This window comes from Cylindrospermum stagnale PCC 7417, assembly GCF_000317535.1.
Taxonomy (GTDB): Bacteria; Cyanobacteriota; Cyanobacteriia; order Cyanobacteriales; family Nostocaceae; genus Cylindrospermum; species Cylindrospermum stagnale.
In genome coordinates this window covers 4,219,689-4,241,931 of record NC_019757.1, presented here as the reverse complement: position 1 = coordinate 4,241,931, position 22,243 = coordinate 4,219,689, and the positions used below count along the sequence as shown (strand labels likewise).

The 22,243-nt window shown below is 41.3% G+C and carries 27 protein-coding genes; 16 read left to right on the top strand and 11 right to left on the bottom strand.

The features are described from left to right. The first annotated feature begins 112 nt into the window (after nucleotides 1-112). The 3 genes from CYLST_RS17795 (at nucleotide 113) to CYLST_RS17785 (ending at nucleotide 5,632) form a co-directional block, all read left to right on the top strand. Nucleotides 113-1,807 (top strand): glycosyltransferase family 39 protein, encoded by a 1,695-nt coding sequence (locus CYLST_RS17795; protein WP_015209112.1) that lies wholly within the window; start codon nucleotides 113-115, stop codon nucleotides 1,805-1,807. 708 nt (nucleotides 1,808-2,515) lie between these two features. Further along, nucleotides 2,516-3,760 carry a glycosyltransferase gene (locus tag CYLST_RS17790; RefSeq protein ID WP_041233715.1) on the top strand — a complete coding sequence of 415 codons (1,245 nt, stop codon included), beginning with the start codon at nucleotides 2,516-2,518 and terminating at the stop codon, nucleotides 3,758-3,760. Between the two features lie 180 nt (nucleotides 3,761-3,940). Further along, entirely contained in the window at nucleotides 3,941-5,632 is a 1,692-nt protein-coding gene (locus CYLST_RS17785; RefSeq protein ID WP_051056130.1) for a glycosyltransferase family 39 protein, read from the top strand. 36 nt (nucleotides 5,633-5,668) lie between these two features. On the opposite strand, the gene CYLST_RS34645 is transcribed toward CYLST_RS17785, so the two are convergent. The 5 genes from CYLST_RS34645 to CYLST_RS17760 form a co-directional block, all read right to left on the bottom strand. Then, nucleotides 5,669-5,962 carry a hypothetical protein gene (locus CYLST_RS34645; RefSeq protein ID WP_015209108.1) on the bottom strand — a complete coding sequence of 98 codons (294 nt, stop codon included), beginning with the start codon at nucleotides 5,960-5,962 and terminating at the stop codon, nucleotides 5,669-5,671. A 131-nt stretch (nucleotides 5,963-6,093) separates the two neighbouring features. Then, the gene (locus CYLST_RS17775) at nucleotides 6,094-6,645 is read right to left on the bottom strand and encodes a 3'-5' exonuclease (protein WP_015209107.1); all 552 of its coding nucleotides are present in this window, start codon (nucleotides 6,643-6,645) and stop codon (nucleotides 6,094-6,096) included. Nucleotides 6,646-6,669: 24 nt separating this feature from the next. Beyond that, nucleotides 6,670-7,173 carry a MarR family winged helix-turn-helix transcriptional regulator gene (locus CYLST_RS17770; protein ID WP_015209106.1) on the bottom strand — a complete coding sequence of 168 codons (504 nt, stop codon included), beginning with the start codon at nucleotides 7,171-7,173 and terminating at the stop codon, nucleotides 6,670-6,672. Further along, complete coding sequence (locus CYLST_RS17765; RefSeq protein WP_015209105.1) at nucleotides 7,139-7,621, bottom strand: EVE domain-containing protein; 483 nt, start codon at nucleotides 7,619-7,621, stop codon at nucleotides 7,139-7,141. The genes CYLST_RS17770 and CYLST_RS17765 overlap by 35 nt, the downstream gene beginning before the upstream one ends. 113 nt (nucleotides 7,622-7,734) lie before the next feature. After that, entirely contained in the window at nucleotides 7,735-8,172 is a 438-nt protein-coding gene (locus tag CYLST_RS17760; RefSeq protein ID WP_041233713.1) for a hypothetical protein, read from the bottom strand. A gap of 126 nt (nucleotides 8,173-8,298) precedes the next feature. On the opposite strand from CYLST_RS17760, the gene petN reads away from it, so the two are divergent. The 5 genes from petN to CYLST_RS17745 all read left to right on the top strand — a co-directional run bounded on the left by petN (nucleotide 8,299) and on the right by CYLST_RS17745 (nucleotide 12,756). Then, nucleotides 8,299-8,388: a cytochrome b6-f complex subunit PetN gene (gene petN / locus CYLST_RS33475; RefSeq protein ID WP_012408302.1), complete on the top strand. Its 90-nt coding sequence runs from the start codon at nucleotides 8,299-8,301 to the stop codon at nucleotides 8,386-8,388. A gap of 7 nt (nucleotides 8,389-8,395) precedes the next feature. Then, on the top strand, nucleotides 8,396-8,557 hold the full coding sequence (locus CYLST_RS35235) for a hypothetical protein (protein ID WP_085960630.1): 162 nt from the start codon (nucleotides 8,396-8,398) through the stop codon (nucleotides 8,555-8,557). 255 nt (nucleotides 8,558-8,812) lie between these two features. Continuing rightward, the gene (locus CYLST_RS17755) at nucleotides 8,813-11,845 is read left to right on the top strand and encodes a GAF domain-containing protein (RefSeq protein ID WP_015209102.1); all 3,033 of its coding nucleotides are present in this window, start codon (nucleotides 8,813-8,815) and stop codon (nucleotides 11,843-11,845) included. 114 nt (nucleotides 11,846-11,959) lie between these two features. Further along, a complete protein-coding gene (locus tag CYLST_RS17750) occupies nucleotides 11,960-12,172 on the top strand; it encodes a hypothetical protein (RefSeq protein WP_015209101.1) in 213 nt (70 codons plus the stop codon). A gap of 128 nt (nucleotides 12,173-12,300) precedes the next feature. Beyond that, nucleotides 12,301-12,756 carry a DUF29 domain-containing protein gene (locus CYLST_RS17745; protein WP_015209100.1) on the top strand — a complete coding sequence of 152 codons (456 nt, stop codon included), beginning with the start codon at nucleotides 12,301-12,303 and terminating at the stop codon, nucleotides 12,754-12,756. A gap of 131 nt (nucleotides 12,757-12,887) precedes the next feature. On the opposite strand, the gene CYLST_RS17740 is transcribed toward CYLST_RS17745, so the two are convergent. From CYLST_RS17740 to CYLST_RS34640, 3 genes are all read right to left on the bottom strand, one after another. After that, nucleotides 12,888-13,163 carry a type II toxin-antitoxin system RelE family toxin gene (locus CYLST_RS17740; RefSeq protein ID WP_015209099.1) on the bottom strand — a complete coding sequence of 92 codons (276 nt, stop codon included), beginning with the start codon at nucleotides 13,161-13,163 and terminating at the stop codon, nucleotides 12,888-12,890. Next, the gene (locus CYLST_RS17735; RefSeq protein ID WP_015209098.1) at nucleotides 13,156-13,407 is read right to left on the bottom strand and encodes a type II toxin-antitoxin system Phd/YefM family antitoxin; all 252 of its coding nucleotides are present in this window, start codon (nucleotides 13,405-13,407) and stop codon (nucleotides 13,156-13,158) included. Before CYLST_RS17735 ends, CYLST_RS17740 begins: the two co-directional genes overlap by 8 nt. Before the next feature lie 84 nt (nucleotides 13,408-13,491). Continuing rightward, nucleotides 13,492-13,641 (bottom strand): hypothetical protein, encoded by a 150-nt coding sequence (locus CYLST_RS34640; protein ID WP_157162606.1) that lies wholly within the window; start codon nucleotides 13,639-13,641, stop codon nucleotides 13,492-13,494. A gap of 83 nt (nucleotides 13,642-13,724) precedes the next feature. Here CYLST_RS34640 and CYLST_RS17730 point away from each other — a divergent pair, with 83 nt between their 5' ends. The 4 genes from CYLST_RS17730 to CYLST_RS17715 all read left to right on the top strand — a co-directional run bounded on the left by CYLST_RS17730 (nucleotide 13,725) and on the right by CYLST_RS17715 (nucleotide 16,667). Beyond that, nucleotides 13,725-14,141, top strand: coding sequence for a XisH family protein (locus CYLST_RS17730; protein ID WP_015209097.1), 417 nt, complete (start codon nucleotides 13,725-13,727; stop codon nucleotides 14,139-14,141). Further along, nucleotides 14,129-14,470 (top strand): XisI protein, encoded by a 342-nt coding sequence (locus CYLST_RS17725; protein WP_015209096.1) that lies wholly within the window; start codon nucleotides 14,129-14,131, stop codon nucleotides 14,468-14,470. The genes CYLST_RS17730 and CYLST_RS17725 overlap by 13 nt, the downstream gene beginning before the upstream one ends. Before the next feature lie 326 nt (nucleotides 14,471-14,796). Continuing rightward, the gene (locus CYLST_RS17720; protein ID WP_085960564.1) at nucleotides 14,797-15,819 is read left to right on the top strand and encodes an IS4 family transposase; all 1,023 of its coding nucleotides are present in this window, start codon (nucleotides 14,797-14,799) and stop codon (nucleotides 15,817-15,819) included. Between the two features lie 47 nt (nucleotides 15,820-15,866). Beyond that, nucleotides 15,867-16,667, top strand: coding sequence for a hypothetical protein (locus CYLST_RS17715; protein ID WP_015209095.1), 801 nt, complete (start codon nucleotides 15,867-15,869; stop codon nucleotides 16,665-16,667). 153 nt (nucleotides 16,668-16,820) lie between these two features. On the opposite strand, the gene CYLST_RS17710 is transcribed toward CYLST_RS17715, so the two are convergent. From CYLST_RS17710 to CYLST_RS17700, 3 genes are all read right to left on the bottom strand, one after another. After that, nucleotides 16,821-18,227 carry an NAD(P)(+) transhydrogenase (Re/Si-specific) subunit beta gene (locus tag CYLST_RS17710; RefSeq protein ID WP_015209094.1) on the bottom strand — a complete coding sequence of 469 codons (1,407 nt, stop codon included), beginning with the start codon at nucleotides 18,225-18,227 and terminating at the stop codon, nucleotides 16,821-16,823. Further along, nucleotides 18,224-18,517, bottom strand: coding sequence for an NAD(P) transhydrogenase subunit alpha part 2 (locus tag CYLST_RS17705; protein WP_015209093.1), 294 nt, complete (start codon nucleotides 18,515-18,517; stop codon nucleotides 18,224-18,226). The genes CYLST_RS17710 and CYLST_RS17705 overlap by 4 nt, the downstream gene beginning before the upstream one ends. 75 nt (nucleotides 18,518-18,592) lie before the next feature. Beyond that, nucleotides 18,593-19,765, bottom strand: a complete 1,173-nt coding sequence (locus CYLST_RS17700; RefSeq protein WP_015209092.1) for a Re/Si-specific NAD(P)(+) transhydrogenase subunit alpha — start codon at nucleotides 19,763-19,765, stop codon at nucleotides 18,593-18,595. A gap of 751 nt (nucleotides 19,766-20,516) precedes the next feature. Between CYLST_RS17700 and CYLST_RS17695 the strand changes: the two genes are divergently transcribed. The 4 genes from CYLST_RS17695 (at nucleotide 20,517) to CYLST_RS17685 (ending at nucleotide 22,123) form a co-directional block, all read left to right on the top strand. Further along, nucleotides 20,517-21,029: a DUF2808 domain-containing protein gene (locus CYLST_RS17695; protein ID WP_015209091.1), complete on the top strand. Its 513-nt coding sequence runs from the start codon at nucleotides 20,517-20,519 to the stop codon at nucleotides 21,027-21,029. Between the two features lie 135 nt (nucleotides 21,030-21,164). Beyond that, nucleotides 21,165-21,299: a 50S ribosomal protein L34 gene (gene rpmH / locus CYLST_RS33465; protein WP_015209090.1), complete on the top strand. Its 135-nt coding sequence runs from the start codon at nucleotides 21,165-21,167 to the stop codon at nucleotides 21,297-21,299. 25 nt (nucleotides 21,300-21,324) lie between these two features. Then, nucleotides 21,325-21,747 carry a ribonuclease P protein component gene (gene rnpA, locus CYLST_RS17690; protein ID WP_015209089.1) on the top strand — a complete coding sequence of 141 codons (423 nt, stop codon included), beginning with the start codon at nucleotides 21,325-21,327 and terminating at the stop codon, nucleotides 21,745-21,747. Then, a complete protein-coding gene (locus CYLST_RS17685; RefSeq protein WP_015209088.1) occupies nucleotides 21,734-22,123 on the top strand; it encodes a PH domain-containing protein in 390 nt (129 codons plus the stop codon). Before rnpA ends, CYLST_RS17685 begins: the two co-directional genes overlap by 14 nt. Nucleotides 22,124-22,243 lie beyond the last annotated feature (120 nt).

The following is a 22,243-nucleotide window of genomic DNA, read 5'->3' as shown; positions in this document are numbered from 1 at the left end:
TATAATTACCTTTGCTGGGGCGATGTTATTCGACTTGTTCTACAAGTGTAAGTCCCAAAAAATACCTATCGAATGAGTCAGCTTAATTTTTGGAAAAACTATCAATTTTTCTATGATGAATAAAAGTTCAGCAATCCCGAAGTTTTCCTGGGGCTTCTCACTAGAGTGGCTGCTGCTGAGTGCGATCGCCATTTCGATATTGCTGCGAATTCTCAATCTGGGAAGTCGGGAATTTTGGTATGACGAAGTTTTATCATTACTCCTATCCACTGGACATTCGACTGCTTACAACACTCCTGGGGATACACCAGTAGTTTTGGCAAACTATACATCCTTGTTAAGTTTACCAGTTGAGTCAGGTGTGCGCGAAATCATCCTCACCCTGAGACAGCTAATTCATGGTCTCCTAGGAGGCGAACCTCATCCACCAATATTCTTTTTAAGTCAGCATCTCTGGCTGCGTCTTTTTGGTAACAGCGAAATAGCAACGCGGAGTTTGAACACATTATTCAGCATTGCAGCTATATTTAGTGCTTACGGTTTGGGTAGGACTTTTTTAGGACATCGTGGAGGACTATTTCTATCAGCCTTATTAGGAATTAATCCGTTTTTTTTATTCCACTCTCTCAACGTCCGAATGTATGCCCCTCTAGTTTTGTGGGTAACATTAAGTTCATGGGCACTACTGCATCTGATTGATCAGCGGGATACCCAAATTCCCGATAGTCCTCGCCGTCGGTGGTTGTGGAATACCATTTTGATTGTATCCATTCCTGCTGGATTACTAACTTTTTATTTATATGGCTATTGGGTAATTGTTTTAGCAGTTTTAGTACTTTATCTTGATAGACCGCATTGGTGGCAGCACGGCTGCCGTTTGGGATTTGGCGTTTTGCTGGCTATGCCCTGGATATTATGGGGTACTATCAAACAACTCCGCAATGCCGACTTAAACCGCTTTGGTGCCGGGGGTAAATCTGTACCTGCGTGGTTGAATCACTTGCAAGATGTCACTCAGACTTTGGGTACTGATTTACTTGTGGGAGATTGGGTAACTAGCCTAGCGCCAATGAGTGTCACCGTAGCTGGTTGTTTGGTTATCTTGTTACTGTTAACCTGTTGTATCAGCCTCTGGCGTCAGGGTGAGCAGAAGAACTTAGGTGTAGCTTTAATACTAGGAATTTTGCCGCTGTTTCTAGCATTGGTAGTAGACATAGCAACTAAAAAGTTTACATTGGGTTTTGGCTGGGGACGAACGATGATTATTATTCTCCCTGGCTGTTTGTTATTACTAGCTTTATGGGTAGAAAGGGGGGTTTCTAGTCAACTGCGTGCACCCATAGCAACAGGTTTATTACTTATATATCTCACCATCAGTGTTAGTGATTTTAGCTTGCGGCCACGTTCGGTTTTTCATTCAGTTGCCGAATTGATTTTACAAGAAGCGAATCAACCAACTTTAATAGCGATGAATTCCCAAGCTTGGGGTCATGTTATGCGTTTGGCTTATTACATTCCCTCAACAGCCCCTGTGATGCTGCTAGCCCAAAAGCCCGCAGAACTGGCAACTTCTTTAGAAAAAGTCCTGAAGGATGAAGCTATTAAATATCGTCGTGTGATTTGGTTAGATAGCGGCAGTCCTCTGTGGTCTCGTTTGAAAACTGAAGCGGAAATAGAAAACCAAAAACAGAGAATTCAACAAGTTTTATCACCCCAGTTTCAGCTAAATAGCACTCAGCCTTTATCCGGTACTATGTCTCTTGATAAGTTCACTGCTAGACTTTACACAAATGCTTCTTTGAGATGAAATTATTCATATGAAAAAAATAAATTTGCGGCTTTTTCGCAATCTTATGTTCGTTTTCTTAATAGCTTTGGGACTTATAAGAATATCGTTAACTTATAACGTATTTTGGCAAGCTTATGATGAGCCAGCCCATATTGCCGCAGGTATGGAATGAGAATATCAGCCTGTAGAGAAGATTGGTAAATCTATATGGTTATACCATATACCTGAACAGTAGTTAACTAAAATTATCTAAATTCTACAGATGTAGAGTTTATAGGGTTACTGATTGATTTTTGAGAAAATACTGTAGAGATGGAGTTTCACCTCTACCCTCTGCTTGACTCTTGGCTGCCTTTACTGCTTCATTTCATAAATTAAATTAGGACGGCTATACCTGGTAAATAGTTCATCGATTACTAGATAATTACGGTTATAATTTTTTTCTCGAATGAACCTTATAGAACCATTATTTTTCTACAGGAATTATTAGTTAAATGTAAATTTTAGATGAATTAAACGAAAAATACGATGAATTAAAAGAAAATCCTATGAATTAATAGCTAGCAATTAATTAATATCATAACAGCTAACCATAATCATAAATTTTAGGAAATGTTGGCTGCTATAGTTCAGGTGACAAAAGCCCTGTTCTGTGGGACAAAAGATATTGCGCTCGATTTACTGTCAACCTTTATATACCATCTCCTGCGAATTGAAATTTACTTTATGAATGTCAACCCATCAAACTCGCTGTTAACAGTTCCAACTGGGCAATTACAGATTTCAGAATTTCCTGCTGTTCATGTGGGCGCAGGTAGTAATGCTGTCCATCTATCTCTAGTGATTCCCACATATAAAGAACGTGACAATATTCAGAATGTAGTGAATATTTTGAGTCATTTGCTGGATGAAGCTATTCCTGGAAACTACGAGTTGATTGTGGTTGATGATGATAGCCCGGACAAAACTTGGGAAGTAGCACAATCCATGATGGAAGACTATCCCCAGTTGCGGGTGATGCGACGCCAACAAGAGCGGGGACTGTCCTCGGCGGTGATTCGTGGGTGGCAAGCAGCCAGGGGAGATGTGTTAGGTGTGATTGATGGGGATTTGCAGCATCCACCAGATGTGCTGATGCAATTGTTCCGCAAGGTTGAACAGGGAGCAGATTTGGCAGTAGCCAGCCGTCATGTAGAAGGAGGCGGCGTTAGTAGTTGGAGTATTGTCAGGCGGTTTTTATCACGTGGCGCTCAGGTGTTGGGATTGATTATTTTACCGGGGGTATTGGGAAGAGTTACTGATCCTATGAGTGGTTATTTTATGGTGCGCCGGAATGCGATCGCCGGGGCAACACTCAATCCAGTAGGATATAAAATTCTTCTGGAGGTGATCGGGCGAGGAAATGTGGGCGAAATTGCCGAAGTGGGCTATGTGTTTTGTGAACGCAAAGAAGGTGAAAGCAAAGTTACATGGAAGCAATATTTAGATTACATCCATCACTTAGTGCGGTTGCGGTTGTCTACAGGGCGGCTGGGTAAAATCAGGCGCCAGATTAATTTTCCCATTGGTCGTTTCGTTCGTTTTGGGTTGGTGGGACTAAGTGGGGTATTTGTGGATATGCTGATGCTTTACTTGCTGAGTGATCCTACAACCCTAGCTTTGCCCCTGACTCGCAGTAAAATCATTGCTGGCGAAATTGCAATTTTCAATAATTTCTTGTGGAATGACGCTTGGACATTCGCTGATGTCAGTATGAGACAGCAGGAAGGACATCAACGCCTGAAGCGCTTTTTGAAATTCAACATTATTTGCCTGGCCGGATTGGTGTTGAATGTACTGGTATTGAATTTGGTGTTTAATTTGCTGATTCCTAACCGCTACGTCGCCAACCTAATTGCGATCGCAGTTGCTACGATCTGGAATTTTTGGGTTAACTTAAAACTGAGTTGGCGTGTGACTGACGTAAAATAGTCACAACTGGAGATTTTAAATCTCAACCATTTCCTCCCTTGATACAACTCGACTTGTTAATGGCATGGCGATGAGAGTTTCTTTTTGGGGTTTACACCACTTTTGTAGGAAGATCATTTGGTTGCTGAGAGCATACACTAGCCGCCTACTCTTGCAAGAGAAATCTCTATCGGACAAAGGATGCATTTATATAATCGGTATGCTAAAATTCCCCATTTCTGGCTGTGCCTGATGTGGTTGATCATCGGACTCGGTTTGCGCCTAGCCAACTTAACTGGAAAGCCTCCTTGGACTGATGAGTTTTCAACCTTGGTGTTTAGTTTGGGGAATAGTTTTTTGCAAGTACCGCTAGATCAAGCGATCGCACCTGATATCCTCTTGCAACCACTACAACCCCAAGCTGGTGCTACTTTCCAAGACGTCTGGGCACACTTGAGCCAGGAAACTAACCATCCCCCACTTTACTTTGTGCTAGCTCACTGGTGGATGCATTTATTTCCCACAAACGGGGGTTTAGTTTCCCTGTGGGGGGCGCGATCGCTTGCTGCTATTTTTGGGGCTGCATCTATCCCCGCCATCTATGGCTTAAGCTGGCTGAGTTTTCGCTCCCACAAAGCTAGTCATCTAGCCGCTGCCATGATGGCAGTTTCGCCCTACGGGATATTTCTGGCACAAGAAGCACGTCATTATACCTTAGCGATCTTGTGGGTGATTGCTTCCCTCGCCTGCTTGGTAATCACCACAAATCACATCCAAAACCGCACACAATTACCCGTTTGGACAGCACTCACCTGGGTGGGAATTAACGCTTTGGGTATTGCGACACATTATTTCGTCACTCTCACCCTCTGCTCTGAAGCGCTGGTTTTGCTTGTTCTGGCTTGGCAACACCGCCCCCCCCTTTCCCCACCTTGGCGGCGCATCTATGCTGTTGCGGTTGGCACTTGTGTGGCGGGTATGGTTTGGGTACCAATATTTTTGCAAAACAGCTATGGCAGTAAATTAACCGAGTGGATACAGCAGCCCCGCGCGGGATGGGCTTGGTTAAGCCCAATTTTTCAAGCGATCGCGGCCTGGATCACAATGCTTTACCTGCTACCAGTTGAAGCACCACAACTAGCAATCATGATTGCTTCTGGACTGGTGATGCTGATTTTCATGATTTGGGCAGCACCAATTCTCGTGCGTGGGTTGAAGATTCAGCTACAGCAGCCAGAAACCCGTTTCATGACTCAGGTGTTTATTGGGGTAGTTGTCGGTGCGATCGCATTATTCTTTATCTTTACCTACTTTCTCGGAATTGACCTGACACGGGGCGCACGTTATAACTTCGTTTATTTTCCCGCAGTCATCGTCTTACTAGGCGCAACTTTGGCAGTTTGTTGGCATCCTCCCCAGGGAATCATCGGCCGATGGGGAGTACATAGGCACAAAGCCGTAATATTAATTTGGTTGATGGGATTTCTCAGCGCCGTGACAGTTGTCTGTAATCTTGGCTATCAAAAATACTATCGTCCTGACCTGTTTGTACAGCTAATACAGCAAACATCCCAAGCACCAGTACTGATTGCCACCACCCACAAAACTCATGTCCACATTGGGGAAATGATGGGTGTAGCCAGGGAGTTTAAAATTCAAAATCCAAAATTTCCATTTCCCCTGTTTCTTCTTGCCCATCAAGACCAAGATCCCAATACTTCCGCCACCACCTTAGAAAATACCTTAAAGGCATTACCACAACCTTTTGACCTTTGGTTAGTAAATTTTCATGCTCCCGTAGCCGAAGCAGTGAAAAAGTGTATCGCTGACACCCAATCTTTACCACCAGTCAATGGTTATGAATATAAAATATTTCATTGTGGTGATAGTTAAAACTACCTATTCGGTACAGGTGCTGGGTAAGCAGGATCAAAATAGCGCATCGTTACTCGCGAACAGCGCTAAAATTCTCACCGTTACCAATCTGGCGATCGCAGACACCGACTCAGGAACAGTAGCACCCGTTCCTGGAAATTGTGCGATCGCCTGGGACATTTGCTCCAATTCAAGGTCAGTATCCGTGAAAGCTGGGTTAGCCGCGACAGAAGGCGATACTAAGGAGGAAGCAGGAAAAACAGCAAACACTCCCAACTGAACAACCCATATCCAGACTGGACTTAAAACGAGCGCTCGTAAACCGACTTTGTTACTTTCCACAGCCATGAAAGAAGCGGAAGATTTTGTGAAAGAGCATTATTGAGACGCTGAAGGCAACGTCTCTTCCAACACCTGCTATTGGCACGCAACTTCCTCGCCCAGATGATAGATAAATAGTAGTTGCACTTGACATTTATTCAGCTTGGTTTTTTGGTTTTCATATGTCGATAGATAGCTGCAATATTCCGGGCATCATCAATGCCTCTATGGTGTGTTCCTTTCAATTCTATTCCCAGATGGTTGAGAGCCTTTGCCATGCCAAATCCTTTAGATACGCCAAGATATTCTGAAAATTCCTTTTTGATATTTATGTGTTCCGAACCAAAAGGATATGGAACCTTATGAAAATCACAATCTTGCAGAAATTGCGATTTGTCATAATTGCCCCAAGAACAGAAAATATGATTGGGGAATGAATCTATCCATGCTTTAAACTTAGAAATCGCTTCGGCAAATTGAGGCGCATTTGCCACATCTTGCTGAGATATGCTTGTCAATTCTGTACAAAAACCCGTCAGTTGTACATTTCTCACAGGTTGGATAAATTGTTGAAACTCTGAGTCAATTTCCCAGGTTTTTCTATTGAGCATCACCGCACCGATTTCGATGATTTCCATTTGATGCCGAGGTATACTACCTTGGTCACAGCAAGTAGCTTCAAGATCGACTATTAGAAAATAATGAGTCATGAATCCTTGGTTATTGGTAATTTGTTATAAGTTATTGTCCCCATCACTCCATCCCGCCATTTCACAGGATTTGCTGCCATCTATAATTGACTGCAAATGCTGATTAAATTCGCCTATTTGTTGACCTAATGCCATAAAAAAAGCATGATCAATCTTTTCCACTATCTGAATCGCTTCTACTGTCAATTCATAACCTTTATTGGTTATGCTTAAAGACTTGGCTCTGGTATCTTTTGCATCAGTTTCTCGTTTAATTAAATCTCGTTGTTCCAAAGCACGTAAAACTTTAGAAGTCATCATAATATCTGTTTTCGCATGAGCAGCTAACCTTGCTTGAGTAACTGTTTCTTCACCTTCACTAAGCCAAATAATTCCTGCTAGTAAAACAAACTGTACATGAGTTAGTCCCAGATGACTGAGTCCAGTATTCATTTTTCTCTGCCAGAAATTAGATACCTGCCAGAGTAAAAATCCTGGGCTATCATCTGGACTCTCAAACTGAATTACCTGATTTTTCGGCGATGTCAACTTTCACTCCCTTTATTATTTCTCTATTTGGCAACATCAAGCTAGCAACTAAATCTAAATCAGGTTTTTGAATTTCCCATAAACCAAACCTAAATATATAGCCCCAGTAACGTTTATTCTGAATAAAATCCAGATGGGGAATTAATGGCAATATAGATACTTCACAGCCATCAAAAAACTGGACATCACGCCCGAAAGGAGTAAATCCATTACCCATATCATAATCATAGATTTCCTTGCCAGTAACTCTGCCAATTGCTGTGAAAGCTTGACATTTTTCCTTAACACCAAATTCAAGTTTCGGGGAGTAAGAAATCATCCAGTCATTGATATTCAGGCGTTTAAGTGGTGATGCTTTACCATGACTTGCTTGCATAAAACCACTTTCCACTTTCTTTTGTACATGATCTTTGGATGCAACCACAATCCAGTATCTAGGATTTTCCACCTGAATGCTGCCATAAAAACCTTACTTATATTAATCACGATTGATATATTATGTAGCAGGTGTGGAAAAACATTAATATTTGCTTGATCAATTGACGAAAATGTGATATGTAGTTAATCTGAATTAAAAGGTTTAATCCAGCCGAGTTGCAAGGCAATATCGAGAGAGATCGCCGCCAACACAAACCAAAATACACTTTCCAGAGCCAACACCATCCAAGGAAAAACTGTACCAGCTACATTCCAGCCAACTTCTATCTGGGTTAATCCCCGCACCAAACCAAAGGCAAACACAGCACCAGCTTTGAGTTGGGGATTTTTATCTGAACGAATGATGTAGCGGTAGGTGACACCAAACAGTAAGCCAGAGAAGCTGGCAATCGCCCCACTCAGCAACTCGTGTAAATTTATCAAAGTAATTGGCTGACTAGCAAGTATCGGAAAATACTTTGCTAACACTAGATTATTCACAAGACTGGTAATCAGGAAAGCTAAACCGAGAGACAAACCCCCAATTATTCCCGCCTTGAGGGATTCTAAGCGTTCTACCATCAGTTGAATATTTGAATCAACATTCACAATTTTCTAACACCTCCACAAATGCGGTTGAAGAATCAACCGTCCTTTCCCGGTATGATAAATATTAGAGACCTCTTGTAATTATTGAAAATTAAAACTATGGAGATTTTGACACTGGGCTGGGTATCATTGCTAGTTGTGTTTACTTGGTCAATTGCAATGGTAGTTTGGGGACGCAACGGACTATAGAGGAATTGTGGAAAATCCATTCCTGAGTATTTTGGCTTTAGTTGCTGTAGTGCTGCTGGTAGCAGTCACCGGCGGTGTTAGTTATTTGACACTGGCAGATTGGCGCGATCGGCGTCGTCGAGAAGACGATACCCGCGAACTCCGACGCAACACTCCCAAACGGCGATAATTTTTACCGCAGCAAATATAGCGCTGTTTTCTGCCACCAAAAATCTGTTTAAGGACACCATATTATAGTGTCCTTAAATCCTAAAGCTATTGAATCCATAAGAAATTATTTTAGATCTCGCTGTTCCCTTTCAATTTGTCGTGAGAATTATACTAAAATAGTATATTTTCGATATTTAAAGCCCCACGGGAAATAAAAAATTCTTTTAACATAGAATTTATATAACCAAGTTCCCAACATGAATATCAGCCAGATATGACTTTTTCCCTGTGTCAGGGTGAGCAACAAAAAGCTTTGTCTAGAGTAATTGCTCACATTCGCGAGTCTCTGGATATAGACACTATCTTCAAAATTACAGTCACCGAGGTGCGCCAACTTCTGAATACTGACAGAGTTGGAGTATTTCGTTTTTATCCTGAGTTGGAATGGGAAGGAGAATTTATCTATGAGGATGTAGGAACAGAATGGGTGTCAGCATTGGCCGCCAAACTGCGCGATCACTGCTTTGCTGCGGAATTTGCCGGACTGTATAAACAAGGTCGGATTAAAGCGATCGCTGATATCTATCTTGATGGTGCCAGCGATTGCCATGTCCAGATTTTAGAAAGATTCCAAGTGCGTGCCAATATAGCTGCCCCCCTGATGAAAGGCAAAGATTTATGGGGATTATTATGTATTCATCAATGTAGCGGCCCACGGCAATGGGAAGGATCAGAAATTGAGTTTGTGCAACTAATCGCCGAACATTTGGGAGTTGCCTTGCAGCAAGCAGATTACCTAGAACAGGTAAAACTACAATCGGCACAATTAGCACAAGCAAAAGCTAGAGAAAAATCAGCGGAATGGCAGAAAATCATCGCCAAAACCATTGAGAAAATCCGTCAGTCTCTAGACTTAGAAAGCATTTTTCGCACCAGTACTGAAGAACTCAGGCATCTGCTGAAAGCCGATCGCGTGGCTATCTATCGCTTCAATCCAGATTGGAGCGGTGAATTCGTGTTTGAATCTCTGTCAGAGGGTTGGGCCGCCCTGATGCTAGAGCAGTTACAGCGCCCAGAATTGGGTGAAAACATCAGCGAATGTCGGTTGCAAGACTTAATAGCACCCCCAGTGGCTGATACTTACTTACAAGACACAGAGGGTGGTCGCTTCACCAAGGGTGAAGTCTACCGTGTTTGTAATGATATTTACAATACTGGCTTTAGTGACTGCTACATTAAAGTCTTAGAGAGCTATCAAGCAAGAGCTTATGTGATTATTGCCATTCTTCATAATCAAAAGCTCTGGGGCTTGCTGGCCGTTTACCAAAATACCGGGCCTCGTGATTGGCAAGAAGATGAGGTGTACTTGCTCACACAAGTTGGCAGCCAATTTAGTGTAGCTTTGCAGCAAGCGGTATTCTTACAACAAATGCAGACCCAAGCAGCAGAGATCAGCAAAGCTGCGGAAAGGCAAAGAGGACTAGCGAACACAGTAGAAAAAATTCGCCAGTCTCTTGACATTGACACCATCTTTAAAACCACTACTCAAGAAGTTCTGCGGTTATTAGAAGTAGAAAGAGTGGCAATTTATCGCTTCTACCCTGACTGGAGTGGCGAATTTGTTGCTGATTCCATTGTTGATGGTTGGACACCAATGGTTAAGCCACAACCAGTGACCGAACGCCTTCTTTTGCAAGGAACACATGCAGGTAAATTTGCACGAAATGAAATATTTGTCCCGATTTCTCAAGGCGAAAAATTGTGGGGATTGCTAGTAGCTTATCAAAACTCCCAACCCCGTTATTGGCAAGACGAAGAAATCAACTTGCTGGCCCAAGTTGGCATCCAACTGGGGGTAGCATTACAGCAAGCTGAGTCCTTGAAACAAGTGCAGGTGCAAGCGGAGAAACTGGCTAAAGCGACCGAAAGGGGAAAGGCATTAGCAGCAACAGTGGAGAAAATTCGCCAGTCCCTTGACCTGAATACCATATTTGCTACCAGTACCCAAGAAGTCCAGCGGCTATTGGAAGTTGATCGAGTGACAATTTATCGCTTCCGGCCTGATTGGAGTGGCGAATTTGTAGCTGAGTCATTAGCCTATGGTTGGACACCAATACGGGAACTTGTGCCTGTAATTGCCGACGATTACCTGCAAAAAACCCAAGGAGGAGACTACGCTAACGGGAAAATTTTGGTCATTAAGGATACTGCCACCACAAATACTTCTATTCGTCATATTGCCCTAACGGAGCCAATGGAGGCTAGGGCATATATGATTGTGCCGATTTTTCAGGGGGAGAAACTCTGGGGACTACTAGCAGCGTATCAAAATACAAAACCCCGTGATTGGCAAGAAGATGAGGTAGATTTGCTAGTGCAGATTGGTTCTCAATTGGGGGTAGGACTCCAGCAAGCGGAATTACTCGAACGGACTCGACGTCAAAAAGAAGAAATCACCCAGACTCTTAAGGAATTGCAGCAAACTCAAAGCCAGTTAATTCAAAGTGAAAAAATGGCTGGTTTAGGGCAGTTAGTTGCTGGGGTAGCCCATGAAATCAACAACCCAATTAGCTTTATTTACGGCAACATCCCCTACGTTACTCAACATACTGAAGATTTGTTAAACTTGCTGCGCCTTTACCAGGAAAACTATCCTCAGCCAACAGGGGTAATTCAACAGCAAGCAGCAGAAATGGATTTAGATTTTATTGCTGATGACTTGCCCAAAATGCTCACTTCCATGATGATGGGGGCAGACCGCATCCGTGAATTAGTCCTGTCGTTACGGACTTTTTCTCGGCTTGATGAAGCAGAGATGAAGCCTATTGACTTGCATGAAGGCATTGAAAGCACTTTGTTGATTCTGCAACATTGGCTGCAACCAGAAAATAAATCGCTGGCTATTGAGGTAGTTAAAGAATATGGCGATTTGCCCCTAGTTGAATGCTATGCCGCTCAGATGAATCAGGTATTTATGAACATTGTCAGTAATGCAATTGATGCTCTAAAAAACTCAGCAGCATCTGGAACAATAACTGACCATCCTAAAATTTGGATTCGTACAGCAGTTATAGAAGAAAATTATATTCAGATTCGCATTGCCGATAATGGTTGTGGTATTCCAGAGGGGATGGAATCGCGTATTTTTGAACCTTTCTTTACGACTAAGCAACCTGGTCAAGGCACTGGTTTAGGTCTATCTATTAGTTATCAGATTATTGTGGAAAAACATGGCGGTCAAATCAAGTGTGTTTCTCAACCTGGTAACGGTTGTGAAATATGGATAGAAATTCCGATGAAACGTTAGGTTAAAGTATTTGTTTGGTGCAAATGATGATCTGATGATTTACAATTGGTGGAGATTTTCAAGGCAGATCGCCTGATGAAGTTTTGCAAAACGTTAGCTTGAGGGGATTTAGACATGAAACATTATCTGCCTTTTATACTCATTGGCTTTCTGCTATTTGTGGCAGGAGGTGATAAGGTGTTTCCTGGTGCTATAGGTCAAGCTAGCACTCAAACCCGTACAGCCATAAACAAATTTTTCATAGGTCTGTCTCCCTCTTGGAAACCGAAGACAAAACCCTATGAGCGGACAGAGAAGCAACTGCGGGAAGCAGAAGAACAAAAGTAGCGATTTGGCTTGAAACTGAGCTTGATTATTACTACTCGAATAAAAAGATTAACTTAAATCAGCAATTATCTATCTTTTTATCACAATAGAAGTGATGCGAAAATCATATATCCGTAAAGGAGAAGATTATGAGCCATCAATCTTTTCATACAACCAATAATCTCTACGCACAAGATTATAATTTATGGTTAGAGAAAACTGCTTATTTGTTAAAAACTAAGAATTTTTTAGAATTAGATTTAGAAAATTTAATTGAAGAAATTGAAAGTATGGGAAGAAGTGATAAAAATGCTTTAAGGAGTAATCTTAGAGTGCTTTTAATGCACCTTCTCAAATACAAATTTCAACCCCAAAACCGATCCAATAGCTGGTTATACACTATCTATGAACATCGTCAAAGATTGCAAGAAGCATTTTTAGATAGTCCTAGCCTAAAAAGCTATTATACCGAAGTTTTTGATATTTGTTACCAACACGCTCGCAAAGAAGCATCTATTGAAACTGGACTTCCTCTGTCTATTTTTCCTCAAGACTATCCTTTTTCTGTTGATGAAACCTTAGACTCTGATTTCTTTCCTGTTTAATTATAATTGCTTTTATAATTGCTTTTTTGTCTCACTCTTTCGTCGCAAAGCCGCAAAGGCAGAAAGATAAAGAGCGATGGTGCAAAGCGATCGCTTTTTGGTGGTTTTGGAAGTACGATAGGATAACAAAGTTACAAATTTTGATAAACTTCACCATCATTACGTTTACCAACCCGGAAAACAGCAACTAATTTATTATCGTCATCAATGGTGTACAAAATTCTGTACTCACCCTGATCAATACGATAACCACCTTGATAACCTTTTAAAGCTGCGTAGTCTTGAGGACGAGGATTACCCTGAAGTGAGAGGATTTTCGATACAACCTGTTTATACTGTTTTGCTTGCAAGTCTAATAAGTCTTTTTCGGCAGTTTTAGCAATCCTCAGAGTATAACGTTCACTCATTTGGGCGTTTGGCAATAATTTCTTCTATGGTGGTAAATCCTTCATTTTCCTCAATTGCACGTCGCAGTTTAGCAGAATCAATGGCATCTTCTATCGCTTCTAGTAGCTTTAAGTCGTTAATGCTAATTATCGCTACCGCAGCTTTGCCATGACGCTGAATTAAAATTCTTTCACCACCGTATTCAGCACGGTTCATAATATCGGGAAAATTAGCACGCGCTTCAGTTGCACTGATGACAGACATAGCGGCTTACAAAATTTATAGGGTTAGATAATTCTAATTATAGATTTTTTGTCTATTTTATGCAAATTGTACAAATTTTAAGTTTTATGGCGATCGCGCGGTGCGCTCCCAGAGGAGGCGATCGCATTTTGGCGCGTGTGTGGCTATATCTTTTTTAACGAACCGCAGAGGCGCAGAGAACGCAGATGAAGGAGAGAAGAGGCGATCGCGTATCCCTGACGGGATGCTTTGCACTCAGCGCTGATACTTTCAGCTGATCGCAAGCTATATAATATATTTGTACTATCAAGCTTAATTTGTATTTGCTCAGGAAGACAATGCCAGCAAAGGATATTTACCATGATGCCGTTAAGAACGCTTTAGTTAAAGATGGTTGGACGATTACGGCTGATCCTTATAAAATCAAGTATAAAGATGCTGAATTGTTTGCTGATTTATCAGCAGAAAAACCTATCGCAGCAGAACGAAAAGGACGAAAAATAGTTGTTGAAATCAAAAGTTTTCTTAGTCCTTCTCCTATGAGAGATTTTGAACTAGCTTTAGGGCAATATATTTTATATCGTAATTTAATTAACCTCACAGAACCAGAATATATAATTTATTTAGCTATTAAAGAAAGTACCTATGAAAACTTTTTTACAAGAGATTCAATCAAAGATATTGTCCAATTAAATCAAATTTTGATAATTGTCGTTAATGTAGAAAAAGAGGAGATATTGCAATGGATAAACTAGAACAATATCAAATAGCTATCAAACAAGTTCTCACAGAATATCATAATTGGGTTTCTGGTGCGGCAAATTTAACTGATGAAAGTTGTCTGGTTTTTGATGATAAAAATCATCACTATATTTGGTGTTTTTTGGGTTGGGATGGTAAGAAAAGAACCAATAATATCCAAGTTAATATCAGGATTAAAAATGATAAAATTTGGATAGAAGAAGATTGGACAGAGGAAGGAATAGCTAATGAGTTAATGAAGTTAGGTATTTCTAATCTTGATATTGTTTTAGCATTTCACCCTCCTGAAGAGAGGAAATATACTGAATTTGCTACTGCTTAAATAAATATGTTACTGCGATCGCATGGATTATGGCAGGTGTTGCATTTTGGCGCGTGTGTGGCTATATCTTTTTTACCTCACGCAAAGGAAGGAGAGAAGAGGCAATTTCTTGTCACTTAGTACAAATGTGCTATACTCGCTAATGAAAATAAATATTGAATTTTTATCTTAGAGAATATGATTATTTTGAATTTATATTCTTGGCTTGAAACTCAATTTCAAGTTTTACATCAAAGTCAGAAGTGTTGAATGTTAAGAAAATTCCGATAAGAATAGCCCAAAATATGTTAGATTTTGGGCAAAGGATTAAAATATTTCGATTAACGATGATTATAAATTCATTTCCCAAGATTGTCAAAAATATCCTGGGAGGGCTACCAAAAAATGATTATCCTGTTTTGAACAGCCGTCTTTTTGTCGAGTGTTGGTTAGCTTATGCCCTGGATAATAGCTTAACGAGTATGAGGGATTTATTTAAACGATTAAACAATACAGGATTTGATGTAGATATTTCCACGTTTTCCAAAGCTAACACTCATCGAAGTCAAGAAGTATTCCAGAAGATTTATCATCAATTAAATCAATTAGTCCAGAATAAAGTCCAGAAGAAGTTACACAATAAATATGCAATATGTCCAATTGATTCAACAATTATTACATTGACAAGTAAGCTGTTATGGATTCTGGATTATCATCAAGTTAAACTGTTTAGTTCCCTAAATCTTGCTACAGGAAGTCCAGAAGATAATTTCATCAACTTTGGTCATAATCATGATTATAAATTTGGCTCAAAGATGATGTCTAATTTGCCAGCAGATGCTGTTGGAGTAATGGATAGGGGCTTTGCAGGTTTAAATTTTATTCAAGAACTAGTTCAAGAAAATAAATACTTTGTGTTACGGATTAAAAATAATTGGAAGTTAGAATTTGAATCAGAAAATGGACTGGTAAAAATTGGCTCATCAACAGATGCACAAGCTTATAGAGTGATTAATTTTTGTGATTTAGAAACGAGAACTGAATTTCGCTTAGTCACTAATTTACCAACTAATGGAGATGCAGCAGTTAGAGATGATGATATTAGAGATATTTATCGCTTAAGGTGGGGAGTTGAATTGTTATGGAAATTTTTAAAGATGCACCTAAAACTTGATAAATTAATTACCAAAAATGTTAATGGTATTACCATACAAATCTATGCAAGTCTCATTGCTTATCTGATTTTACAACTTGTATCTGTTCCTAAACAATGGGGTGAAAAAATATTAGATAAATTCCGCTATTTACAAGCCTGTATGTGTCAACAAATTAGTTATGTACATTGGATGGAAGATATTATGAAATGTTGACAATTAACCCTTGATAGGACAATTACATCTTAGTATGTAAAGTTTTATTGCTGCATTCAACGTTTCTGCATCAAAGTATAAGTTTATTTGTTCATAAATTTGAAGCTCCAAGAGACTACTTAACTGCTTTTAACATTTTATTCACTATTAGTCTAGCATTTTGGAATGCTCGTAACACACATAAGAAATTTGAGACACAAAACTATCCTGTATTAAAAGCTGAACTTGAATTACCACCAGATACAGATCAGTGCAAATTATTCCCTATTTACCCTAATTATAAAGTCACTAATATAAGTGATAAAACATCTGTTGATATTAAAATTGAAGTCAAGATATACTCCCTGAAAAGGAAGTATAAAATTTGGCAACCTTGTTTGCTAGATAGAACTGTAACTAAATTTGATAACTTACAACCAAAAGCAGAAATAAAATTTCCAGAATATTTTCAGGAATTTCGTATTGTTAATGGTAGATTGTCAGATAAAAGAGAGATAAAAAAATATACAGAACAAAAATATATAGAGAACATTCCTATCAAAGCATTAATAAATGTTTATTATAGCCCTGTACTTTATCATGCCAAAAGTCTGAGGGTTAGTAGCACTTATAATCTCATTCTTCAGCGTACTCATGGAGTAGATTTCACAAAATTTGATTTACTTTTGTTAACGCCAAGCCTTTTAAAACTCAATAACAAAACTTTTATGTCTTTAGTTAACCAGTTTTTGATCTACAAAAATTTGCTACCTAGACTGGAATTGTCCGAAATGATAAAGTATCGTACTCATTATTGGAAACTTCAAAAAATAGAAAATTCTTGGCAATTTCCATTTAAGTTATTTTAGCCTATTAGTAAAGTTACAAATATCATAATAAAAAACAAACAATTTTTCATTTTTTAACCACAAAAAAACTTGCCCCAGAAGCATGACACCCCCAAGGCAAGCTAACTGTCTAATTCTTTCTTTTCTTGGCGTTCTTGGCGTCTTGGCGGTTCGTTAAAGTTGCTTCACTTCAGAAACCAACTTGGACACCATATCCTTAGCGCTACCAAATAACATCGTCGTTTTATCCTTATAAAACAACTCATTATCAACACCGGCAAAACCTGTACTCATCCCGCGCTTAATTACAATTGTTTGCTTTGCTCGATCTACTTCCAAAATCGGCATCCCATAAATAGGACTACTTGTATCAGTACGCGCCGCAGGATTTACAACATCATTTGCCCCAATTACTAAAGCTACATCGGCTTGTTCAAACTGGGGATTAATATCATCCATGTCGTATAACTGGGTATAAGCTACATTTGCTTCAGCCAGCAATACGTTCATGTGTCCCGGCATTCTTCCCGCTACAGGGTGAATGGCATACTTAACATCAACACCCATCCGTTCTAGTTGATCTGCCAACTCGCGGACGCTATGCTGTGCTTGAGCAACTGCCATACCGTAACCAGGGACAATTACCACAGAACGAGCATAACCTAACATCATCGCTCCTTCTTCGGGATCGATGCTGCGGACGGTTTGATCGGTTGCACCAGCAGCAGCAGCACCACCACCTGTAGCAGAACCTGAACCAAAAGCGCTGAACAGCACACTGAAGAGAGAGCGGTTCATTGCTTTACACATAATCTCGGTGAGAATTAAGCCAGAAGCTCCCACCAATGCGCCGGCGATGATTAACATATTGTTCATCACCACGAAACCAGCCGCTGCTGCTGCTACACCTGATAAGGAGTTTAACAGCGAAATTACCACGGGCATATCGCCGCCACCAATGGGGATGACGAACATCACACCCAACACCAAGGAAACTGCAACCACTGCGAGGAATACGGGCAGGCTATCTGGTGTGATGATTAAATAGGCACTTCCCGCTACATAAACTCCCAGCAGCGCGAGGTTAAATGGTTGCTGGAACGGAAAGGTAATTGGGGAACCGCTGATTAAACCTTGCAACTTGGCGAAGGCTAGAAAGCTACCTGTGAAGGTGACACCACCGATTAACACGTCCAACAGCATGGAAATGTTGACATCTAGGGGTATTGGTGCTGAAGAATCCAGTAACCGCCAAAATTCGGCAACGGCGACTAGTGCGGATGCTGCGCCACCTAAACCGTTGAGTAAGCCCACCATTTGGGGCATTTCGGTCATTTGGACTTTGTAAGCGGCGATCGCACCCAGGACTGATCCGATCGCCAAACCGATCAAAATCATCTCGTAATTTAATACGTGCTGATCTAGCATTGTGGCGGCGATCGCTAGCAACATCCCCACAGCAGCGACAACGTTACCGTTTCTGGCTGTAGCGGGAGAACCCAGCTTTTTCAAACCGAGAATGAATAAGGATGCAGCGACTAAGTACGTCAGCTGAATGCCAGTTGGTAAAAAGTCGCTCACGCCTTAATCTCCTTTTTCTTGAACATTTGCAACATTCTGTCTGTGACTAAGAAACCACCCACGACGTTGACTGTTGCCAGTACTACGGCAATTAAACCCAGAATTACTGACAAATTCGTCTCTCTGGCACCAGCAGCCACCATCGCCCCAAGTACCGCAATGCCAGAAATCGCGTTTGAGCCTGACATTAAGGGCGTGTGCAAGGTAGGTGGTATTTTGTTGATGACTTCAAAGCCGATAAAAGATGCCAAAACAAATACAAACAAAGCAGCAATTAATGCTTCTGTCATGAAATAAAAACTCCTTTGTGCAGGGAACCACAGATTGATCTCGATATTTATCTGTGGTGAATATGCAATAAATTCCTAACTAACTCGTGATTGCTGAGTGTTCACAGCTTGTAGTGCATCTTTGACGCGTTGATTTCTAATTTCGCCGGCGTGGGTAACGCAAGCCGCATCAACGATGTCGTCGGCAAAGTTCACCTGTAAGGCTTTGTCTTTAATCAGCAGTTGCATCAACGATGTGACGTTTTTGGCATACAATTGGCTGGCATGGACTGGCATCGATGATGGCAGATTGATCGGGCCGATGATTGTCACGCCGTTCCAAACAATATCTTTGCCGGGATCAGTGCAGGCGCAGTTACCACCTTGTTCGGCAGCTAAATCTACAATTACTGAACCTGGTTTCATTTGCGCCACCATTTCTTCTGTGACAAGTATTGGGGCTTTTCTGCCAGGGACTTGGGCGGTAGTAATCACAATATCGGAATTTTTGACGTGTTCGGCAACAACTTCTTGAGTGCGTTGTTTGCTAGCTTCGGAGATTTCTTTGGCGTAACCACCAGCGGCGGTTGTTTCTTCTTCGAGTTTGACTTCGACGAATTTCGCCCCTAAGCTTTGGACTTCTTCTTTAACGGCTGGACGGATGTCAAAGGCTTCTACCACTGCTCCTAGGCGTCTAGCTGTGGCGATCGCTTGCAATCCTGCTACACCTGCTCCCATGATAAATACTTTCGCTGGGGCGATGGTGCCGGCGGCTGTAGTTAACATTGGGAAATATTTTGGTAATGCCGCAGCAGCTATCAATACTGCTTTATAGCCTGCTAGTGAAGCTTGGGAAGACAAAGCATCCATACTTTGCGCCCTCGTGCTGCGGGGAATTAATTCCATCCCCAAGGCTGTGACTTTACGATTAGCCAATTGCTGGGCTATCACTGGATTACCCAAGGGATTGAGGAAGCTAATTAAGACAGATCCTTCTTTGAGTAAACTGATTTCTGATCGTCCATCTTCTCGTTCTTCGGGTGGGCTAACTTTGAGCAAAATATCTGCCTCGCCCCATAATGTGGTGGGATCGCTGATAATTTTGGCTCCTGCTGCTTCATAGTCAGCATCGCTAAAAAAAGCTCGCTCTCCTGCACCCTTTTCTACCAAAACTTCCAAACCTTGTTTTACCAACCGGGCCACGGTGTCAGGAATCAATGCTACACGACGTTCCCAAACTTCTATTTCTTTAGCAACTGCTATTTTCATGAAATCTCCTGGAGATAAGTACCATTACTCTGCTAACTATGGAATTTTCCCGATAAGGGATGTCCCGCACTCATAGCGTATGGGCGGGCAGTATCAGCCATGATTTTTTCGCTTTAGATTGAACCTTGAGACTTTGCCGAACCACACCTGATTTCTCCGAGGCTTTGCCTCGCTTTGCCGCTTGCAGACGTCACAATTCCCGATAGTTGCAAACAGGGTTACATATTGCACATCCTATGTTGCTTCCCAAATTTTGCATCTTGGTCTTCAGCTTTGTTTAGGGGTTGAAAAAATTTGGTATTTCTTTCTGACATAAGTGCAATATTGATCAAATTTCTCCAGCTTGATAATTTCCCAATTAATTTTTTAATGATTGCTGCTTTCGTTCAAGCTATTTTAATCAATTTATCCCAAGTTAACTGGCGATCGCAAATGACGTGGCTCAATTTTTATCACAAATTTTTTAATTTTCTATACACTTATACATATTTGTCAACACAAGCAAATCTCAACTGTGTTTTTATCTACTGCCAATAAGCTCCAGATGTCATCAGGTAAAACAATTATAGGTATAGGTAAAATTTATCGCTCAGTGTTTCGGCGATCACCTCAGGCTGTAAGGATGATGGCACTTTTTGTGGCTATTTAGCGTCAATTGTCATGAAATCCGAGTAAAGTTTAGTTAAGAATACTAACGCTCAGTTATTCAGATTACAGTCCTACCATATTATCTGCTAGAGGAAGCTCAACTATGCGACGTGTACTTTCTGCTTTAGCCGTAACTGGCTGCTTGCTGACTGCTTTCCCAGTTATGACCAGGGGCGAAGGCTTACCTGGTTTGACACTGTTTAGCGGCGTCAAAAGCGAATATCAGCTGCCCTTTCGGTTAGATTTTGGCGGACAAACCAATAGCACGGATCGCTATATATTGAGGATTCCTGCCCAAAAGATGAAATTGGCAGTTGCTCAATTTGCCATTATCTACCCGAATTCTTACAAAGGAACTTTTGACACCAAAAATATTGCCGTTAAAGTCAAAGGTAAAACAGTTCCCCTAGCTGAAGTGAAGTGGAATAAAGAAGGTCGTGTTCTAGAAATATTCCCTCAAGAGCCAGTGCCAGCAGGTAGTAAGGTGGAGTTAGTATTATCTAACGTCCAAAACCCAGCCTTTGGTGGAGTTCACTATTTCAATTGCCAGATTCTATCCCCCGGCGATGTGCCCCTACTACGTTACCTGGGTACCTGGATTTTGAGCATTTCTTGAAGAGTAGAAAGTGGTCAGTTGCTATCTATAACTGGCTACTGGTAAAGTTTTTCCCGAAATCCGGTTTTTTCACCCGTAAAGTGATAAAATTACAGATTGTGACTTTTTATAAAAATCGCCTAAGAGGAGAACAGTATGCAGCGCACCCTGGGCGGCACTTGCCGTAAGAGAAAAAGAACCTCTGGATTTCGCGCCAGAATGCGGACACCAGACGGGAGAAACGTGATCAGCGCTAGAAGAAGGAAGGGACGCCATCGTCTGAGCGTTTAGGGTACATTCAGCCAAAAGAACAGCTGTGGCCTTGCCCAAAGCAAATCGACTAAAATCACGAAAAGATTTCCAGGCAGTTTTCCGGGAAGGAATTCGGCGTCATAGCTCTCACTTCACATTGAGAGCCTTGAAACCGCCGCGTTTGAAAGAGCCTTCAATGGAAGCTGCCTCTAAAACTGGAACAGCGAGTAACCGTGCAAATCTTGCCAGCACACAAATTGGCATTTCGATTAGCACCAAAGTTAGCAAACGAGCAGTAGTCCGCAACCGGATTAAACGCCAGATTAGCGCTGCTTTTTATCAGTTGTTGCCCAAGTTATCGCTAGGATGGCGGCTAGTAGTGGTTGTGAAACCAACGGCCGCAGAATCTAAGTGCGATCGCCAACAATTTCTGCAAGAATTAGAGCAGTTGTTGGCACAAACTGAGGTCTTCGATGGGCATTCGTGAAGAAATTTATTATGAAGGTGGCCCCCATATTGGGGATTTAATCCTCAACTTGTTAATTGGACTAACTGTAGTTGGGATACCATTGACAGTTGGGGCGATTGTCAGGGCGTTTTGGCTGCGCTTCCGCATCACCGATCGCCGAATAACTGTGATGGGGGGTTGGATGGGGCGCGATCGCACTGACGTGATTTATTCAGAAATTGTTAAAGTTGTCAAAGTCCCCCGCGGTATCGGCGCCTGGGGCGACATGGCCCTTACCCTGAGAAATGGCAGCCTGCTGGAAATGCGGGCTGTTCCCAATTTTCGGGAAGCCTATGACTACATTAGCGAAAGAATCGCGGCTAAAAATGCCCAGCCCAGCAACGTTGCTAAGTAGTCAGCTAATAAAAGTAGACTACAGCAGTAATGAAGCGAGCATTCAAAATCAAGCAAAAGCTTATAATATAAGATTTTTGAATTTTGACTTTTGAATTCCGGTTGTGTGCGGCTATCCGTA

Bases quoted from the DNA above. Each gene is read 5' to 3' on its own strand.
- CYLST_RS17725 (WP_015209096.1), top strand. From the start codon at position 14,129: ATGGATAAACTAGAACAATATCAAATAGCTATCAAACAAGTTCTCACA.
- CYLST_RS17740 (WP_015209099.1), bottom strand. From the start codon at position 13,163: ATGAGTGAACGTTATACTCTGAGGATTGCTAAAACTGCCGAAAAAGAC.
- CYLST_RS17785 (WP_051056130.1), top strand. From the start codon at position 3,941: ATGCATTTATATAATCGGTATGCTAAAATTCCCCATTTCTGGCTGTGC.
- CYLST_RS17745 (WP_015209100.1), top strand. From the start codon at position 12,301: ATGAGCCATCAATCTTTTCATACAACCAATAATCTCTACGCACAAGAT.
- CYLST_RS17795 (WP_015209112.1), top strand. From the start codon at position 113: ATGATGAATAAAAGTTCAGCAATCCCGAAGTTTTCCTGGGGCTTCTCA.
- CYLST_RS17685 (WP_015209088.1), top strand. From the start codon at position 21,734: ATGGGCATTCGTGAAGAAATTTATTATGAAGGTGGCCCCCATATTGGG.
- CYLST_RS17700 (WP_015209092.1), bottom strand. From the start codon at position 19,765: ATGAAAATAGCAGTTGCTAAAGAAATAGAAGTTTGGGAACGTCGTGTA.
- rpmH (WP_015209090.1), top strand. From the start codon at position 21,165: ATGCAGCGCACCCTGGGCGGCACTTGCCGTAAGAGAAAAAGAACCTCT.
- CYLST_RS17730 (WP_015209097.1), top strand. From the start codon at position 13,725: ATGCCAGCAAAGGATATTTACCATGATGCCGTTAAGAACGCTTTAGTT.
- CYLST_RS17775 (WP_015209107.1), bottom strand. From the start codon at position 6,645: ATGACTCATTATTTTCTAATAGTCGATCTTGAAGCTACTTGCTGTGAC.
- CYLST_RS17695 (WP_015209091.1), top strand. From the start codon at position 20,517: ATGCGACGTGTACTTTCTGCTTTAGCCGTAACTGGCTGCTTGCTGACT.
- CYLST_RS34645 (WP_015209108.1), bottom strand. From the start codon at position 5,962: ATGGCTGTGGAAAGTAACAAAGTCGGTTTACGAGCGCTCGTTTTAAGT.
- petN (WP_012408302.1), top strand. From the start codon at position 8,299: ATGGAGATTTTGACACTGGGCTGGGTATCATTGCTAGTTGTGTTTACT.
- CYLST_RS17750 (WP_015209101.1), top strand. From the start codon at position 11,960: ATGAAACATTATCTGCCTTTTATACTCATTGGCTTTCTGCTATTTGTG.
- CYLST_RS17790 (WP_041233715.1), top strand. From the start codon at position 2,516: ATGAATGTCAACCCATCAAACTCGCTGTTAACAGTTCCAACTGGGCAA.
- CYLST_RS17760 (WP_041233713.1), bottom strand. From the start codon at position 8,172: ATGGTAGAACGCTTAGAATCCCTCAAGGCGGGAATAATTGGGGGTTTG.
- CYLST_RS17755 (WP_015209102.1), top strand. From the start codon at position 8,813: ATGACTTTTTCCCTGTGTCAGGGTGAGCAACAAAAAGCTTTGTCTAGA.
- CYLST_RS17720 (WP_085960564.1), top strand. From the start codon at position 14,797: ATGATTATAAATTCATTTCCCAAGATTGTCAAAAATATCCTGGGAGGG.
- CYLST_RS17705 (WP_015209093.1), bottom strand. From the start codon at position 18,517: ATGACAGAAGCATTAATTGCTGCTTTGTTTGTATTTGTTTTGGCATCT.
- CYLST_RS17735 (WP_015209098.1), bottom strand. From the start codon at position 13,407: ATGTCTGTCATCAGTGCAACTGAAGCGCGTGCTAATTTTCCCGATATT.